Consider the following 17,344-nt stretch of genomic DNA (forward strand, 5'->3'; position numbering starts at 1 on the left):
TAAAATGATAAAAAACAATAAAGAGTACAAAGAAGCAGTTGAAACTCTTAAAAAATGGGCTTATGCATACTATGTTTTAGATAATCCTATGGTACCTGATGAGGTATATGATAAGCTTTATCATGAAGTAGAAGAGTATGAAAAAGCTCATCCTAAAGAAATTGACCCAACATCTCCTACACAAAGAATTGGTGCGGAACCAGCAAAAGAGTTTAAGAAAATAAAACATATAACAAAAATGTGGAGTATGGAAGATGTTTTTAATGAAAAAGATTTGCAAGATTGGATAAATAGAGTATATAAAAATGCTGGTACTTCAGATATAGATTTTTATATTGAGCCAAAATTTGATGGAGCAAGTTTAAATTTAATTTATGAAAATGGCCTTTTAAAAAGTGCAGCTACAAGAGGTGATGGCGAAATTGGCGAGGATGTTACACAAAATGCAAAAACAATTCCATCAATTCCTCTTGGTATCGATTATAAAGAGCTTATAGAAATAAGAGGTGAAGTTGTTATAAGAAAAGATGATTTTGAAAAATTAAATAAAGAGAGAGTCCAAAAAGGTGAAACGCCTTTTGCAAACCCAAGAAATGCTGCAGCTGGTAGTTTAAGACAGCTTGATCCAAAAATAACTGCAAAAAGAAAACTATTTTTTTATCCTTGGGGAGTTGGGTATAACACACTAAATAAAAAATATCAAAAAGATATTATGGATTTTGTATATTCACTTGGATTTATTAAGCCTTTTAAAAGAGCTGTTTGTAAAAATGAGCAAGAGATAGAAAAAATTTATGAAGAGTTTAAGAAAATAAGAGATAGTTTGCCTGTAATGCTTGATGGAATGGTTATAAAAGTAAATCAAAGAGAGCTTCATGAAAAGCTTGGATATACAGTGAAATATCCAAGATGGATGGTTGCTTATAAATTTCCTGCAATTGAAAAAATGACTACTGTTTTAGATGTTATTCCTCAAGTTGGAAGAACAGGAGTAATAACACCTGTTGCGGTTGTTGAGCCAGTAGAGATAGAAGGCGTAATTGTTGAAAGAGCTACACTTCATAACTATTCTGAAATTGAAAAAAAAGATCTTAGAATTGGGGATAAAGTTATTATTATCAGAAGCGGAGATGTGATTCCAGAAATTACAAAAGTTTTAAAAGAGTTTAGAACAGGCAAAGAGAAAAAGATACAAAGACCAAAATATTGTCCTGTTTGTGGCCAGCCAGTCCTTGATGAGGGGATTTTAATAAAATGTCAAAATTTAAGCTGTCCTGCAAGGGTAGTTAATTCTATTATCTATTTTGCTTCAAAGCAGTGTCTTGATATCGAAGGACTTGGTGAAAGTACTGTGAAACTTCTTTATAAAAAGGGTCTTGTTAAAGATATTGTTGATATTTTTTATCTAAAAAAAGAGGACCTTTTAAAGCTTCCGTTATTCGCTGAAAAAAAGGCAGAAAATCTTTTAAAAGCTATAGAAAAAGTAAAAGGAGTTGATTGTTGGAGATTTGTAAATGCTCTAGGAATAGAGCATATTGGCGAAGTTGCAAGTAAAAAACTTTGCGAAAAGTTTGGACTAAATTGGTATAAAGCTAAACCTCATGAACTAATGGAGATTGAAGGTTTTGGTCCAGAGATGGTTAAATCTATTGAAGAGTTTGTAGAGGTAAATAAAGAAAAAATAGAAAAATTAATAGAGCTAATTCATCCAAAAGAGCCAACAAAAGAAGAGATTAAAGAGACACCATTTACTGGTAAAACTGTTGTTTTAACTGGTACAATGAAAGAGCCAAGACCAAAAATTAAAGCACTTCTTGAATCATTGGGCGCTCATGTAACAAATACAGTTTCTCACCATACTGATTTTGTTTTTTATGGAGAAAATCCAGGAAGCAAATTTGATAAAGCAAAAAAATTGGGTGTAGCGTTGTTTCCTGAAGATAAGATGTGGGAGATGATAAAAGAGGCAGAAAAATAAAATGGAAAATGTGATATGTAGAAATTTTGAATATGAAGATATATTTTTTCATGGACCAGTTATAGTATTTAAAATATATATTAAAAATTTAAATAATATAAAAATTGATTATATTTCTTCAAATGTATATGAGCAATTAGGTTATACTCAAAAAGAGATTATGTCAGATGATTTTGATTTAAAAAAAATTATTCCTTTAGATTATGAAATATTTCTTGAAAGAATAAAAAACTCCATAAAAGATAAAGATTTAAAATATATGAATTTAAATCATACGTACAAAGTGATGAAAAAAAGTGGTGAAAAATGTTATATGAAAGCATATACAAAAATAATAAGAGATGAGGATAAAAAGCCGTTATATTTTAAAGGATATTTGATAAATGTTCATGATGAAATTATAACAAGAAAAAAGTTGGAAAATGTTATAAATGGTGCAAAACTTGGATATTGGATTTGGGATTTGCGAACAAATTTTCATCAAGTAAATGACAACTGGCTTGAAATATTGGGATTAAAAAGAGAGGATTTAAAAAATAGTATTGAAGATTGGTCAAGTAGAGTACATCCAGATGATATAAATAGAGTTTTAAAAGAGGTAGAAGAACATATAAAATATAAAAAACCATATAAAACAGAATTTAGAATGAAACATAAAAATGGTTCATGGATTTGGATAGAATCAATTGGAGGTGTTGTAGAATACTCTTTGAAAGATCAAAAACCAGTTTTGATGTGTGGAACACATCAAGATATTACACAAAGAAAATTAAATGAAAAAGAAATTTCTTATTTAGCATTCCATGACCAATTAACAAAACTTCCAAATAGAGCCCTTTTATATGATAGAATAAATCATGCTCTTTTGCATAGTAAAAGATTTCATAAAAAAAATGCACTTATATTTATAGATTTGGATAATTTTAAATATATAAATGACTCTTTTGGACATGAAATAGGGGATAAAGTATTGAAAAAAATATCAAGAAGATTAAAAAAATCTGTAAGAGAAATAGATACTGTTTCTCGTTTAGGTGGAGATGAGTTTGTTATTCTTTTAGAAGATTTGGAAAATGAAAATGCTGCAGATTATGCATATCTTTTAGCAAATAAGATTTTAGAAAAAATAAAAAAACCTATAAATATTGATAATTTTAAATATTATATTACTGCAAGCTTAGGTATAACAATTTTTCCAGAAGAAAATGAAAATTTAACTGTTAATAAAATTGTTAAACATGCTGATAATGCAATGTATTATGCTAAAAGCTTGGGAAAAAATAGCATTAAATTTTTCAATAAAGATATAAATGAAAAAAATAGTAAAAAAATTAAAATTCAACTTCATATGAAAGATGCATTAAAAAAAGGAAAATTTGATGTATTTTATCAACCTATTATAGATTTAAAATATGAAAAAACAGTTGGATTAGAAGCTTTATTGAGATGGAAAGATGATAATATTGAATTTAAACCTTCTGAATTTATTCCTGTTGCAGAAGAAAATTCGCTAATTATTGATATTAGTGATTATGTTATAAAATGGGTATGTAAAGATATAGAAAATAGAAAAATTTTTGAATTAATGCCTGATTTGAAATATTTTTCTATTAATTTAAGTGTTAAACTATTTAATATTAATGGTTTTGAGAAGAAGATTAAATCGATAATTGATAAATATTGTATCGATCCTTCTCTTTTAAATTTTGAATTAACTGAAAATGTATTAATTCAAAATTTCAATGAGAGTATAGAAAAAATTAATGATTTAAAAAAGTTAGGCATACAATTTTCCATTGATGATTTTGGCACTGGTTATTCTTCATTGAAATATTTGAAAAAATTGCCTGTAGATATCATAAAAATTGATAAAAGTTTTATAAAAGATATAGATAAAAATTTTGATAATAGAAAAATTGTAGAATCAATTATTGATATTGCTAACCATTTTGAATTGAAAACTGTTGCAGAGGGAGTTGAGAGGGAAATTGAGAAAGATATTTTAAAAGAGTTAGGTTGTGATTTTGCTCAGGGATTTTATTTTAGTAAACCAAAAAGATTGAAGTTATGATAAATATTGAAGATATTACATTATATATAAAAGAGGGTGGAATTTTATTTGAAGTTGCTATTATTCTTTTGATTGGATATCTATTTGGAAATTTGGCAAATCTTTTAAAAATGCCAAGAGTTAGTGGCTATATAGTTACTGGAATAATAATGAGCCCTTATGTTTTAGGACTTATTGATAAAGAATTTCTTGATAAATCAGATATTATTACTCATATGAGTCTTTCTATAATTACTTTTTTAATTGGCTCTTCTCTTGAGTGGTCAAAAATAAAAAATCTTGGAAAAACTATTTTTGCTATAACTATTGGAGAAGCTGAAATTGCATACATTTCTGTTTTTATTGCAATGACTGCATATTTTTACTATTTTAGTGATTATAATTTTGGAGTAGTTTTAGCAATTGCTTTGCTTTTTGGTGCTCTTGCTTCTCCAACAGACCCAGCTGCAACTTTAGAAGTTATTCACGAATATAAAGCAAAAGGTATATTAACAACAACTGTTTTGGGCGTAGCTGCATTAGATGATGCAACAGGTATAATGAACTTTGTACTAGGTACCTCTATTGCTCAAACTGTTGTAACAGGAAACGAGATAGAGTGGCAGAGTGCTCTTTTAGAGATATCAAAAAATATTATTGGTGCTATTGCGATAGGCATAGTTATGGGCTTTGTTTTAAAATTTCTTGGGGAATTTGCCAAAGAGAGAAAAGAGAAGGTTACTGTAACTTTTGGAACACTTTTTTTGACATTCTCAATTGCTCATATGGTAGGTGTTGATGAACTTTTATCTACAATGACAGTTGGGATAACATTAGTTAATAGTTATAAACGAAGCTATGAATTTGTTATGCCAATTGAAAACTATATAGAAGATGCAGTTTTTACACTATTTTTTGTTGTTGGTTCAGCTTTTTTAAATGTTTTAATTTTAGCTCAATATCTGCCATTAGTAGGAGCATATATATTAGCAAGATTTTTAGGTAAATATATAGGAACATTTATTGGAGGTAGTGTTACAAAAGCGCCTTCAGTTATAAAAAAATATCTTGCTTTTTCTCTTTTTCCGCAAGGAGGAATTGTTATAGGTTTGGCACTGCTATCTTATCAAAATCCAGAATTTAGAGAATTTGGACAAATTCTTATAAATATAGTTATAGGCGCAACAGCAATTCATGAATTTATGGGACCGATTTTATCAAAATTAGCCCTTAAAAAGGCTGGAGAGATAAAAGTTGAGGCTTGATAGATATCTTTTTGAAAAAAAATTAGCTCAAAGTAGAAATAAAGCAAAAGAGCTTATTGAAGAAGGATGTGTAAAAGTAAATAAAAAGAGTATTAAAAAACCATCATTTGAAGTTGATGAAAATGATTTGATAGAAGTTGAAAATGAAAATTTTTATGTAAGCAGAGCCGCAAAAAAGTTAGAAAATTTTTTAAAAGAGATAGATTTAGATATAAAAGATAAAGAGATTTTAGATATTGGTGCAAGTACAGGGGGATTTACTCAGATTTTATTAAATAAAGGTGCAAAAAAGATATACGCTTTAGATGTTGGAAAATCACAACTTCATGAAAGTTTAAGAAATAGTGAAAAAATTATAAACATTGAAAATCAAGATATTAGAGAATATTTTGTAGATAAAAAGTTTGATATTGTAACTTGTGATGTCTCTTTTATAAGTGTTATTAAGATTATAAAAGATATTGACCGCCTATCAAAAGATAATATAATAATTCTTTTTAAACCACAATTTGAAGTAGGAAAAGATGTAAAAAGAGATAAAAAAGGGGTAGTAAAAGATAAAAAGGCTATAGAAAAAGCTATAAAAAAGTTTGAAGAAGAGACAAAAAAATTTGGTTGGAAACTTATTAAAAAAAGTGAATCAAAAATAGCAGGAAAAGAGGGAAATCAAGAGTTTTTTTACTATTTTAAAAAGGTTAAAAATGGATAAAAAAGATATAAAATCTTTAGCTATTGGGGCTTTTGATGGCATGCATCTTGGACATCAGGCTCTTTTTAAAAAACTGGATAAAAATGGAGCAATTTTAGTTATAGATAAAAATAGTGCAGTTATAACTCCTGGAAATTATAGATGTGAATATACAGATAAACCATGTTTTTTTTACGATTTAAATGATATAAAAGATTTAGATGATAAAGGATTTATTAAAAAATTAAAAAAAGATTTTGTAAATTTAGAAAAAATTGTAGTAGGTTATGATTTTGCTTTTGGCAAAGATAGAAAATATTCAATAAAAAATTTAAAAGAGGTTTTTGATGGGGAAGTGGAAGTTGTTGATGAAGTAAAAGTTGATGGGATATCAGTCCATTCAAGAGTTATAAAAGAATTTATAAAAGATGGAGATATTAAAAAAGCAAATAGACTTCTTGGTCATACATTTAAAATAGTAGGAGAAGTTATTAAAGGTGCTGGACTAGGGAAAAAAGAGTTAGTACCTACAATAAATCTAAAGGTTGAAAAATTTATATTGCCAAAAGATGGAGTATATGCCACTATAACTGATGTTAATGGTTTTTATGAACCTTCAGTTACATTTATAGGCCATAAAAAAAGTGTTGATAATAGCTTTAGTATAGAGACTCATGTAATTGGAAAAGATATTCAAAAAGCAGAGGGCGAAGTTACTATACTCTTTTTTGAAAAAATTAGAGATAATAAAAAGTTTGAAAATTTAAAAGATTTAAAAGAACAGATATTAAAAGATATTGAGATTGCGAAAGAGATAGTAAAAGAGCATACGATTTAAATTAGTAATTGGTAATTAGTTATTAGTTATTTGTAAAAAATAATATCTAAATATACCACTAACCAATATACTAATAACAAATAATTAATAACATGGAGTATTTTATGAAAAAACTGTTTTTACTTTTTTTTGTATTAGGTGCATTTCTCTTTGCTGAGCACAAATATACAAATGAGCTTATTTATGAAGAATCACCATATCTGCTTCAGCATGCTCACAATCCTGTAAATTGGCTGCCATGGGGAGAGAAAGCATTTCAAAAGGCAAAAAAAGAGCATAAGCCTATTTTTTTATCAATAGGGTATAGTACGTGTCATTGGTGCCATGTTATGGAAAAAGAGTCTTTTGAAAATGAAGAAATTGCAAAAATTATCAATGAAAACTTTGTTCCTATAAAGGTTGATAAAGAGGAAAGACCAGATATTGATAAGTTTTATCAAAAAGTATATCAGATTATGCATAATCGAAGTGGCGGATGGCCTTTAACAATAATACTTACAGAAGATTTAAAGCCATTTTTCTCTGCAACATATCTACCGCCTGAAGATGGATATGGTGTAAAGGGATTAAAAACAGTTTTGCCAATTTTAGCAAAGGCATATAAAAATGAGAGAGATTATATAGAAAAAAGAGCAGATGCAATCCTAACTCTTATGAAAAAGATAGAAAATCAAGAGTATGTACCAGTTCAGCTTGATTTTACAATAGCTAAAAAATTTGTAATGCAAGCAAAAGAGCAATATGACAAAACATATAAAGGATTTTCAAAAAGAATAAAATTTCCAGAATCAAGTAAAATAAGAGCTTTAATAGATATATATCTCATAACAAAAGATAACGATGCTTTTAATATGGCAAATGATACATTAATCACTATGGCAAAAAGTGGACTTTACGATCAGATAAATGGAGGTTTTTTTAGATATACAACAGATAGAAAATGGCAAATACCTCATTTTGAAAAGATGTTATATACTAATGCTGAGTTGATTGATGTATATTCAAGAATGTATAAAATTACTAAAAACCCTCTTTTTAAAAAAGTTGTAATTGAAACAATTAATGAGATAGATAATAGATTTAAAAATAAAAACTCATTATATTCTAGTGCAAGTGATGCTGATACTAATGGAATAGAGGGGGGATTTTTTATTTTTAATTATGAAAAGTGTTTGGATTATTTTTTAAAAAATGGTTTTAAAAAAGATGAGACAATAAAGGTTTTAAAATATTTTGGAATTACAGAGGATGGAAATATTGATGGAGAGTATTCTAATCCTTATATAAATGAAGAGATAAAAATTTCAAAAGATAAAATAAAAAAAGCTAAAAATCTTTTAAAAAAGATAAGAGAAACAAAAGAGTACCCTTTTATTGATAAAAAGATTATCACATCTTGGAATGCTATGATGATTGATGCAAAATTGAAAAGTTTTTTCATAGATGAGAGATTTAAAAAAAGTGCTCTTGTCTCTTTGGATAATCTAATAAAAACTATGTATATTAACAAAAATTTATATCACCAAATAAAAGATAAGAATATTCCTACTAAAAAAGCCCTTTTAGAAGATTATGCATATTTAATAAAAGCTTTAATAACTGCATATGAAGTAACATTGGAAAAAAGATATTTGATTTTAGCAGAGGAGTTACAAAAAAAAGCAAAAGAGCTATTTTTTAAAAATGGAAAATGGTATTTGAGTGTTTCAAAGTTTAAAAGTGTTGCAGATTTAAATGATAGTTACTATACTTCGCCTTTAGCTATTATGATACATAATCTTTTAAAGCTGTCTGCATTAAAAGAGGATTTAAAGCTTTTAAATGATGCAAAATATATAATAGATAAAAACTCTGCTCTAATTTTTCACAATCCAATATATTATCCAGAAGCAACAAGGGCTGTGTTTAGAGAAAAATTAGGAGATATAGTCATTAAAAATAGTAAAAATGTTTTGAAAAAATATCTATTAGATATTGCTATGCTTGATTATCCATACATATTAGTAAAGTCAGGAGATTATAAAGAGTTTTTGGCTTGTAAAATTGATACCTGTTTTGCAAACAATAAAGAGTTTAATAAGATAAAAGAAAAAATTGAGTCTATATTAAATCCAAAAACTTCGAAGTCGGACTTCGAACAAAAATGGGGTAAAAGAGTTATTAATGAAAGATAGAGTATTTAGCAAACCAATAAAAAAACAGTTTGAGTTTGATGAAGAGGTTGCATCTGTATTTGATGATATGATAGCAAGATCTGTTCCATTTTATAAAGAGGTTTTAGATCTTGTTTCTACTTTGGTAGTAAAAAATTCTAAAGAGGGATCAATAGTCTATGATCTTGGATGTTCAACTGGATCAACTTTAATAGAAATTTTTTCAAAAAGTGATAAAGAGTTGAATTTGATAGGACTTGATAACTCTTCTCATATGATAGAAAGAGCAAAGAAAAAAGCAAAAGCTTATGGTGCAAAGATAGATTTTATAAAGAATGATATTTTAGATTTTAATTATAAAAAAGCTGACTGTTTTATTTCAAATTACACTTTTCAATTTATTAGACCATTGAAAAGAGATAAGCTTGTAAAAAAGATTTATGATTCTTTAAATGATGGTGGAATTTTGATTTTTAGTGAAAAGGTAATTAGTGAAGATAAGATTTTAAATAAGCAGCTTATAGATATATATTTTGATTTTAAGAAAAAACAAGGGTATAGCGAATTTGAGATAATGCAAAAAAGAGAAGCTTTAGAAAATGTTTTAGTTCCATATAGTGTAAAAGAGAATGAAGAGATGATAAAAAATGCAGGCTTTAAATATTTTGAAACAGTCTTTAGATGGGCAAATTTTGCAACATTTTTTGCTAGGAAATAGATGTTAAAGTTATATTAAAGTTATTTTTTTAAAATAAAAAAAATATAAAAAAGTAATTATTATGAACCTAAAAAAAAGATTAAATATATTTCTTGCCCTCTTTGTTACTGCTATAGTGCTGCCTACTGTTATTATTTTAATAATAAGTTTTAGGGAATATTCCATAAAAAATGCAACCGATAAAGCAAATATAGTTGCTAATATGGTAAAAGATGGTTTAACTTCTCATATGGAAAATGGGATAATGGATAAAAGAGATATATTTTTATCCAAAATAAAAAGAATAAAAAGTGTAAAAGAATTAAAAATACTTAGATCAAAATCTCTTGAAAAACAGTTTGGAAAAGGTATAGAAAGTTTCCAAAAAATAGATGAAATAGAAAAAGAGGTTTTAAATAGCGGTAAAAAAAGAGATAATATCATTGAAACAAAAGATTCTGTTTTTTTAAAAGTTGTTATTCCTTACATTGCTTCAGCATATGATATCCCTAACTGTTTAAAATGTCATCAGGCTAAAGAGGGAGAAGTTTTAGGTGCAATTAGTATGAAGTTTGATATTACAGATATAAGAAAAAACTCTATTGTCACAATAACAAAAGTTATATTTTTAATATTTATTGTTTCTTTATTAGGATTATTGGTTGTTAATTTTTATACAAAAAAATATGTGGAATTTTTTGAAAATTTAAAAAATATTTTACAAAAAGCATATAAAGGAGATTATACTGGAAGGTTAGAGATTTTTAAAGATGGAGAGATCTTAGAGGTAAGTAAATGGGTAAATGCTTTGCTTGAAAAAATTGAAAATAGCTTAAATTGTATAAAGAGAAGTGTGAATTATTTTATCAATATAAAAACAAAAGGTGTTGACCCTCTTTTTTCCATACAAGAGCTTGTCAACGAGTTAGCTGCAGTCTATAAATTTAAAAATATTATAGAAAAAGATAAAGATAGATTCCAGATTTATGATAGAGTAATAGAATTATTACAAAATAAGTTTGATTTACATAACTTTATATTTTATGAAATAGATAAGCAGGCAAATATTAGAAAAATCTATTATAAAAATATTGAAGATGAGATTTGTAGCAATGCAAATGAAGATATAAATTTATGCAGAGCATATAGAACTGGAGATATTATTGCATCAGATAAATATTTGCATATTTGTGAAGCTGCAAAGAATAGTGATAAATTTTATCTTTGTATTCCATTAAATATAACAGATGATTTTTCTATTGTTATATCATTTGTAACTTCAGCTAAAGATGAATATAAAAGAATAAAAAATGCAATAAATAACTTTAAAAATTATCTAGAAGTATCTAAAAATGTAATAGAAACTAAAATTTTATTGGAAGAGTTAAAAGATATGAGTTTAAAAGATAGAATGACTGGTGCTTATAATAGAAGATATTTAGATATTTTTGTGAAAAAAAATATTCCACAGGCTTTAAGAACAAAAATTCCATATTCAGTTATGATGTTAGATATTGACTATTTTAAAATGGTTAATGACAAATATGGACATGATATTGGAGACAAAGTTATAAAGGAGTTAGTAAATAGTATAGCAAATAATATTAGAGAATCTGATATTGTAATTAGATTTGGCGGTGAAGAGTTTTTGGTGTTACTGCATAATTGTAATAAAGATAACGCTAAAAAAGTTGCTGAAAAGATTAGTAAAGATTTTAAATCTAAAACTATAGAAGTTGGAGGTGAAAAATTTAATAAAACAGTAAGTATTGGGATATCAGAATTTCCAAAAGATACAAAACAGTTTTGGCAAGCTATAAAATTTGCAGATATGGCTTTATATAAGGCTAAAGAGAGTGGAAGAGATAGAATTTTTATGTATGATGAGAATTTATTTGAGAAAAAAGATAATTATTGATAAATTATCTAAATAAATCTGGTCTTGTTTTTTTCATATGTTCAATTACTTTTATTATCTCTTCATATCCCATTTCTCCTTCTTCATCCTCAAAAACCTCATCCATGGCCTCAAGATAAGCATCTATTGCTTGCGGCATCTTTTCTTCTGGAACGCCTGCATAATGTAAAGCAACTCCTAACATATCAGCAAGCTGCATTGCTAGCTCTTCAATTTCAAATTCTGCCTCTTCAAGTTTGCTTTTAAACATTTTTTTCATTGTTCTTCCTTTGATTTTAACAGTTCTTCTATAAATGATTTTAGCTCACTATATATAAATTGTTCTTTAAAATTTTTTATTTTTCCACCACTAGCATTAGGATGTCCTCCACCACCTGCTATTTCGTAAGCCATTTTTGAAACATCCATCTGGTTATTTGCTCTTAGGCTAAAAGTTCCTCTGCTATTTATATTCATAAAAAAGTGAAAATCAGGATTTTTTCTTAAAAATCCATTTCCAACTATAGAGCTATTTTGAATACCAAATGTTAAAATCCCTTTATGACCTTTATAATAGATACTCATATTATCTTTTCTTTGTGTAAGAATTTCGACAATATATTCTGTTACAAGATTGTCTAAAGTATCTTTTTTATCTTTTTGGAAAAAACTCTTTTTTAATTTATAAATATTGTCATCTAAAATTATATGACCATCTTTTTTATCTAAATATTCTATTGAATTTAAAAGAACATAATGTTTATAGGATATATTGATATTAGGAAACATATATCTATTTATCTCTTTTGCTTCATCAATAAGCCTCATTAATACTTTTCCATACTCAAATAGCTCATCATTTTCAAGCCAAATATCTAAACTATTTATTGCATCTATTAATTTAGAAATATTTTTGAGATCAAATCCTTTTTTATTAAAAAAATCATAAGTTATTTTAGAAGCAGACCTTGTAATATCTAAAAAATACCAGTTAAATTTCTCGGCACTTTCAAGTCCAGATCCATGGTGATCTAATAGTTGTAACTCTATGTTATAACCATCATTTTTATATTCAGCTACTTTTTCATCTAAATATTTTGATTCTTCTAATGTTAAATTTAAATCAGTTATCAAGATAAAATTTTTTTCCTCTTTTTTTAAACTGTTTAAGATTTGATTGATTCTAACTAATACCTCATCACCATAATTTGCATTAAAAAATTCTATTTTTTCAAAAATTTGATTAGTAATAAGTTGGCATCCATATCCATCAAGGTCTGTATGCGATAAGTGGTATAGTTTCAATTTTTTCCTTTATTCTAAAAGATCTTGTAGGGTTAATTCTTCTAAATATTTATCGATTTTATTTTGAAGCTTATTTAAAAATGGCCATAATGTACAAAAACTGCCTTTATTACTTGGACAGCATTCTTGTGCAGGTGAACAGTCAAATACACTGATATTTTTCCCTTCAGCTGCTTGTGCTATCTCTTTAATAGATAATTTATTTGGAGGTCTAGAAAGAATAAAACCACCAGTTGCACCTTTGAAGGATTTTAAAATTCCTCTTTTTGCAAGATTTTGTAAAATTTTTGCCAGAAAGCTTTTTGGAATGTCTAACTGTTTTGATAGTGTATCTGCGCCAACTGGTTCATTTCGTCTTGCAATTAATATTAATGACAAAAGTGCATATTCAGTAGCTCTTGTAAATAGCATTTTCTATCCTGGTTTTTTGATTTAAATTATACTAAATTTATCCTATTTAAAAATTGTTATAATAATTAGATAAAATATTTGTTTTTTATTTAAGGGCTTTATTTAGTATTGCAAAAAAAAATTTATACAGGTATAATGTCAACTCAAAATCACATAGACCAATCAGGAGGCTAAAATGGCTTTGGATTCGGCGAAGAAACAAGAAATCATCGCTAAATTTGCATCAAGTGAGAATGATACAGGCTCACCTGCAGTACAAATTGCTCTTTTAACTGAAAGAATTAAATATCTTACAGAACATTTAAAAGAGCATAAAAAAGACCATTCATCAAGATTAGGATTACTTAAACTTGTTGGTCAAAGAAAAAGACTTCTTAGATATTTAAAAAGAAAAGATTATGATAAGTATCAAGAAGTTATAACTGCTCTAAATATTAGAGGTTAAAATAGCAAAAAGATGGATAATCCATCTTTTGCTTCTTAAAATTTTTCCACTACTAAACTTACTTATAACGTACCTACAATCTTTTTTTTTAAAAGAAAAATAGAAGCAAAATTCCAAATTACTAATTCACAATTCCTAATTACTATTTACTATTTACAAATTATCATCTTATATTTTTTCTATAATAAAACTTGACAATAATACACTCAATTTTATATAATACATTCAGCAAATAAAATATATGAGTGCTAAAAGAGAATAAAATGATTGATAAAAAAGTTCTAATTTTAGAAACTATTATAAAAGAGTATATAAAAAATCCAACGCCTGTTAGTTCAAAACATTTACAATCTAAATTAAATATAAAAATATCTTCAGCAACTATAAGAAACTATTTTAAAAAAATGGTAGAAGAGGGTGAATTAGAACAGCTGCATATAAGTAGCGGCCGAATTCCTGCAATTAAAACTTTAAAAAATTACTGGAAAAATGTTTTAAAAGATAAAAAAGATTTAAAAATAGAAAATTCTTCTAATATTAAAGAGTCAACTAAAAAATTTAATATTTTTTGTGAGTATAAGTTTTATGAGCCAAATAGATTAAAAAGTGTTATTAATTTTAAAGATAGATTTATTATATTGGAATTTGAAAATAGTGAATTTATTATAGAGTATAATGAGCCAATATATAGATTTTTTAAAGAGTTTTTGGGAAATGAGGTATCTGATCTTGTAAAGATATGTAGACAAATTGGATTAACTACTCTATCTAAAAAGTTAAATGCAGTATCAAACGAAGACATAATATCTGAAGGGATAGAAGAACTTTTGGATATTGTGGCAAAAAATAGAGAATGGGGCAATAAAAATATAAAAGCTATTTTAGATGGAATAATACTTGATGATTTAAAGCCTGGAATATATTTTGAAGAGGTCGTTCCAACTGGTTATCTTGCATATAATACAAACGCCCAAATAGAGAAAAAAGATGCAAAAATGCTTTGTATAGGTCATTTATCAAGAGATTATGAAAAATTTTTTAATAATTTAACAAAGGAGTAGAAAATGGCAGAAGAGAAAAAAAATATACAAGAGGAAAACGTAGAAAAAGCTAAAGAAGTTGAAGTAGAAAATAAAGAGAAACCCTCTAAATTAGAAGAGTTAAAAGAAAAATTAAAAGAGTGTGAAGATAGATATGTTAGAGTTCATGCAGATTTTGAAAATAGTAAAAAAAGGCTTGAGAAGGAAAAGATTCAAGCAATTGAATATGCTTTAGAGAAATTTGCTCAAGACCTTTTGCCAGCACTTGATAGTCTTGATATGGCATTAGCTGCTGTAAATCAAGAGAATTTAAAAGCTGAGGAGGCTGTTGAAAAACTAAAAGAGGGTATAAAACTTACAATTGAGCAATTCATTAAAGCTTTTAATAAACATGGAATTGAGGTTATAGAAATAGAAGAGGGAAGCGAATTCAACCCTCATCTTCATGAAGCCCTCTTACAAGTAGATGATGCTGGGAAGAAAGCTGGAGAAATAGTTCAAGTTATTCAAAAAGGTTATAAATATAAAGAGAGAGTACTTAGGCCAGCTAAAGTAAGTGTGGCTAAATAGTTTTGCTACTAAAGTAGCAGAAAAGTTTAGTCAATTTAGTTAAAATTTTAAAAAATATAAATAAGGAGAAAAAAAATGGGAAAAGTTTTAGGTATAGATTTAGGTACAACAAACTCATGTATGGCAATTTATGAAGGAAAAGAAGCAAAAGTTATTCCAAATAAAGAGGGTAAAAATACAACTCCATCTGTTGTTGCTTTTACAGATAAAGGAGAAGTTTTAGTTGGTGATCCAGCTAAAAGACAGATGGTAACAAACCCAACAAGAACTATATATTCAGTTAAAAGAATTATGGGTTTAATGTGTAATGAAGAAAAGGCTAAAGAAGCAGAAAAAAGACTTCCATATAAAATTGTTGATAGAAATGGAGCATGTGCAGTTGAAGTAGAAGGAAAAGTTTATACTCCACAAGAGATTAGCTCTAAAATTTTGATGAAATTAAAAGCTGATGCAGAAAGTTATCTAGGTGAAGAGATAACTGAAGCTGTTATTACTGTTCCTGCTTACTTTAATGATGCTCAAAGAAAAGCTACTAAAGAGGCTGGAATCATTGCTGGACTTAATGTTTTAAGAATTATAAATGAGCCAACAAGTGCAGCTTTAGCATATGGACTTGATAAAAAAGAGGCAGAAAAAATAGTAGTATATGACCTTGGCGGTGGTACATTTGATGTTACTATTCTTGAAACTGGTGATAATGTTGTTGAAGTTTTAGCAACTGGTGGTGATGCATTTTTAGGTGGAGATGATTTTGATAATAGAATAATTGATTGGTTAGTTGAAGAGTTCAAAGCTGAAACTGGAATCGATTTAAAACAAGATGTTATGGCTCTTCAAAGATTGAAAGAGGCAGCAGAAAATGCAAAAAAAGAGCTTTCAAGTGCAACAGAAACTGAAATAAATTTACCATTTATTACAGCAGATCAAACTGGGCCAAAACACCTTGTTAAAAAATTAACAAGAGCTAAATTTGAAGGAATGATAGAGGATTTAGTAAATAAAACCATTACAAAATGTGAAGAGGTTCTTAAAGATTCTGGACTATCAAAAAATGAAGTTAATGAAGTTGTTATGGTTGGAGGATCAACAAGAATTCCTCTTGTTCAACAAAAAGTTAAAGAATTTTTTGGCAAAGAGTTAAATAAATCTGTAAACCCAGATGAGGTTGTTGCTGTTGGTGCAGCAATTCAAGGAGCTGTACTTAAAGGTGAAGTAAAAGATGTATTGCTTCTTGATGTTGTTCCACTTAGCCTTGGAATTGAAACACTTGGCGGAGTAATGACAAAACTTATTGAAAAAGGTACAACTATACCAACTAAGAAAACACAAATATTTAGTACAGCTGAAGATAATCAGCCAGCAGTTACTATACATGTATTGCAAGGTGAAAGAGAACTTGCAAAAGATAATAAATCTCTTGGTACATTTACACTTGAAGGTATTCCACCAGCCCCAAGAGGAGTACCACAAATTGAAGTAACTTTTGATATTGATGCAAATGGTATCTTAACTGTTACAGCTAAAGATAAAGCGACAGGTAAAGAGCAACAAATCAAAATCACTGGAACAAGTGGTTTAAGTGAAGAAGAGATTGAAAGAATGGTAAAAGAGGCTGAAGCTCATAAAGAAGAAGATAGAAAAAGAAGAGAGTTGATTGAAGCAAAAAATCAAGCTGATGCACTAGCTTATCAAACAGAAAAAAGCTTAAAAGAGGCTGGTGATGCAATTAGTGCAGATGAGAAAGCTCAAATAGAAAAAGCACTAAATGAGCTTAAAGAAGCGTTAAAAGATGAAAATGTAACAAAAGAGCAAATTGAAGCAAAAGTACAAGCTTTAACTCAAGTTAGTCATAAACTTGCAGAAGCTATGTATAAAAAAGAGCAAAGTCAAGCTCAAGGCGGAGCACAAGCAGGAGCAGGCGAAAGTAAAAAAGGTGGCGGCGAAGAAGACGTAATTGACGCTGAAGTTGAATAAAAATTGCGGGTTTTTACCCGCAATACAAAGTAA

At 27.6% G+C, this 17,344-nt stretch carries 15 protein-coding genes; 12 read left to right on the forward strand and 3 right to left on the reverse strand.

Translation table 11 applies throughout. From position 1 onward, the window contains the following. Positions 1-4 precede the first annotated feature (4 nt). From ligA to QML81_RS06700, 8 genes are all read left to right on the forward strand, one after another. The gene (gene ligA, locus QML81_RS06665) at positions 5-1,978 is read left to right on the forward strand and encodes an NAD-dependent DNA ligase LigA (protein ID WP_281950643.1); all 1,974 of its coding nucleotides are present in this window, start codon (positions 5-7) and stop codon (positions 1,976-1,978) included. A 1-nt stretch (position 1,979) separates the two neighbouring features. Continuing rightward, complete coding sequence (locus tag QML81_RS06670; protein ID WP_281950644.1) at positions 1,980-4,049, forward strand: EAL domain-containing protein; 2,070 nt, start codon at positions 1,980-1,982, stop codon at positions 4,047-4,049. After that, complete coding sequence (locus QML81_RS06675) at positions 4,046-5,293, forward strand: cation:proton antiporter (protein WP_281950645.1); 1,248 nt, start codon at positions 4,046-4,048, stop codon at positions 5,291-5,293. Before QML81_RS06670 ends, QML81_RS06675 begins: the two co-directional genes overlap by 4 nt. Then, on the forward strand, positions 5,283-6,002 hold the full coding sequence (tlyA, locus tag QML81_RS06680; RefSeq protein WP_281950646.1) for a 23S rRNA (cytidine-2'-O)-methyltransferase TlyA: 720 nt from the start codon (positions 5,283-5,285) through the stop codon (positions 6,000-6,002). Before QML81_RS06675 ends, tlyA begins: the two co-directional genes overlap by 11 nt. After that, positions 5,995-6,819 (forward strand): bifunctional riboflavin kinase/FAD synthetase, encoded by an 825-nt coding sequence (locus tag QML81_RS06685; RefSeq protein ID WP_281950647.1) that lies wholly within the window; start codon positions 5,995-5,997, stop codon positions 6,817-6,819. The genes tlyA and QML81_RS06685 overlap by 8 nt, the downstream gene beginning before the upstream one ends. 104 nt (positions 6,820-6,923) lie before the next feature. After that, positions 6,924-8,993, forward strand: a complete 2,070-nt coding sequence (locus QML81_RS06690) for a thioredoxin domain-containing protein (protein WP_281950648.1) — start codon at positions 6,924-6,926, stop codon at positions 8,991-8,993. After that, positions 8,983-9,690, forward strand: a complete 708-nt coding sequence (cmoA, locus tag QML81_RS06695) for a carboxy-S-adenosyl-L-methionine synthase CmoA (protein WP_281950649.1) — start codon at positions 8,983-8,985, stop codon at positions 9,688-9,690. The genes QML81_RS06690 and cmoA overlap by 11 nt, the downstream gene beginning before the upstream one ends. Before the next feature lie 61 nt (positions 9,691-9,751). Continuing rightward, positions 9,752-11,587, forward strand: coding sequence for a diguanylate cyclase (locus tag QML81_RS06700; protein ID WP_281950650.1), 1,836 nt, complete (start codon positions 9,752-9,754; stop codon positions 11,585-11,587). 4 nt (positions 11,588-11,591) lie between these two features. Here QML81_RS06700 and QML81_RS06705 read toward each other — a convergent pair whose 3' ends face one another. The 3 genes from QML81_RS06705 to QML81_RS06715 are packed head-to-tail and all read right to left on the reverse strand — an operon-like array spanning position 11,592 to position 13,282. Further along, positions 11,592-11,846: a hypothetical protein gene (locus tag QML81_RS06705; RefSeq protein WP_281950651.1), complete on the reverse strand. Its 255-nt coding sequence runs from the start codon at positions 11,844-11,846 to the stop codon at positions 11,592-11,594. After that, on the reverse strand, positions 11,843-12,871 hold the full coding sequence (locus tag QML81_RS06710; RefSeq protein ID WP_281950652.1) for a DHH family phosphoesterase: 1,029 nt from the start codon (positions 12,869-12,871) through the stop codon (positions 11,843-11,845). Before QML81_RS06710 ends, QML81_RS06705 begins: the two co-directional genes overlap by 4 nt. A gap of 9 nt (positions 12,872-12,880) precedes the next feature. After that, positions 12,881-13,282 (reverse strand): RrF2 family transcriptional regulator, encoded by a 402-nt coding sequence (locus QML81_RS06715; RefSeq protein ID WP_281950653.1) that lies wholly within the window; start codon positions 13,280-13,282, stop codon positions 12,881-12,883. 175 nt (positions 13,283-13,457) lie between these two features. On the opposite strand from QML81_RS06715, the gene rpsO reads away from it, so the two are divergent. From rpsO to dnaK, 4 genes are all read left to right on the forward strand, one after another. Continuing rightward, positions 13,458-13,727, forward strand: coding sequence for a 30S ribosomal protein S15 (gene rpsO, locus QML81_RS06720; protein WP_281950654.1), 270 nt, complete (start codon positions 13,458-13,460; stop codon positions 13,725-13,727). Positions 13,728-13,990: 263 nt separating this feature from the next. Continuing rightward, entirely contained in the window at positions 13,991-14,788 is a 798-nt protein-coding gene (locus QML81_RS06725) for an HrcA family transcriptional regulator (protein WP_281950655.1), read from the forward strand. Positions 14,789-14,791: 3 nt separating this feature from the next. Continuing rightward, positions 14,792-15,337 carry a nucleotide exchange factor GrpE gene (gene grpE, locus QML81_RS06730; RefSeq protein WP_281950656.1) on the forward strand — a complete coding sequence of 182 codons (546 nt, stop codon included), beginning with the start codon at positions 14,792-14,794 and terminating at the stop codon, positions 15,335-15,337. A 75-nt stretch (positions 15,338-15,412) separates the two neighbouring features. After that, positions 15,413-17,311, forward strand: coding sequence for a molecular chaperone DnaK (dnaK, locus tag QML81_RS06735; protein WP_281950657.1), 1,899 nt, complete (start codon positions 15,413-15,415; stop codon positions 17,309-17,311). The last annotated feature ends 33 nt before the right edge of the window (positions 17,312-17,344 follow it).

The organism is Nitrosophilus kaiyonis (genome assembly GCF_027943725.1).
GTDB lineage: Bacteria > Campylobacterota > Campylobacteria > Campylobacterales > Nitratiruptoraceae > Nitrosophilus_A > Nitrosophilus_A kaiyonis.

Bases quoted from the DNA above. Each gene is read 5' to 3' on its own strand.
- ligA (WP_281950643.1), top strand. From the start codon at position 5: ATGATAAAAAACAATAAAGAGTACAAAGAAGCAGTTGAAACTCTTAAA.
- QML81_RS06670 (WP_281950644.1), top strand. From the start codon at position 1,980: ATGGAAAATGTGATATGTAGAAATTTTGAATATGAAGATATATTTTTT.
- QML81_RS06675 (WP_281950645.1), top strand. From the start codon at position 4,046: ATGATAAATATTGAAGATATTACATTATATATAAAAGAGGGTGGAATT.
- QML81_RS06685 (WP_281950647.1), top strand. From the start codon at position 5,995: ATGGATAAAAAAGATATAAAATCTTTAGCTATTGGGGCTTTTGATGGC.
- QML81_RS06690 (WP_281950648.1), top strand. From the start codon at position 6,924: ATGAAAAAACTGTTTTTACTTTTTTTTGTATTAGGTGCATTTCTCTTT.
- cmoA (WP_281950649.1), top strand. From the start codon at position 8,983: ATGAAAGATAGAGTATTTAGCAAACCAATAAAAAAACAGTTTGAGTTT.
- QML81_RS06700 (WP_281950650.1), top strand. From the start codon at position 9,752: ATGAACCTAAAAAAAAGATTAAATATATTTCTTGCCCTCTTTGTTACT.
- QML81_RS06705 (WP_281950651.1), bottom strand. From the start codon at position 11,846: ATGAAAAAAATGTTTAAAAGCAAACTTGAAGAGGCAGAATTTGAAATT.
- QML81_RS06715 (WP_281950653.1), bottom strand. From the start codon at position 13,282: ATGCTATTTACAAGAGCTACTGAATATGCACTTTTGTCATTAATATTA.
- rpsO (WP_281950654.1), top strand. From the start codon at position 13,458: ATGGCTTTGGATTCGGCGAAGAAACAAGAAATCATCGCTAAATTTGCA.
- QML81_RS06725 (WP_281950655.1), top strand. From the start codon at position 13,991: ATGATTGATAAAAAAGTTCTAATTTTAGAAACTATTATAAAAGAGTAT.
- grpE (WP_281950656.1), top strand. From the start codon at position 14,792: ATGGCAGAAGAGAAAAAAAATATACAAGAGGAAAACGTAGAAAAAGCT.
- dnaK (WP_281950657.1), top strand. From the start codon at position 15,413: ATGGGAAAAGTTTTAGGTATAGATTTAGGTACAACAAACTCATGTATG.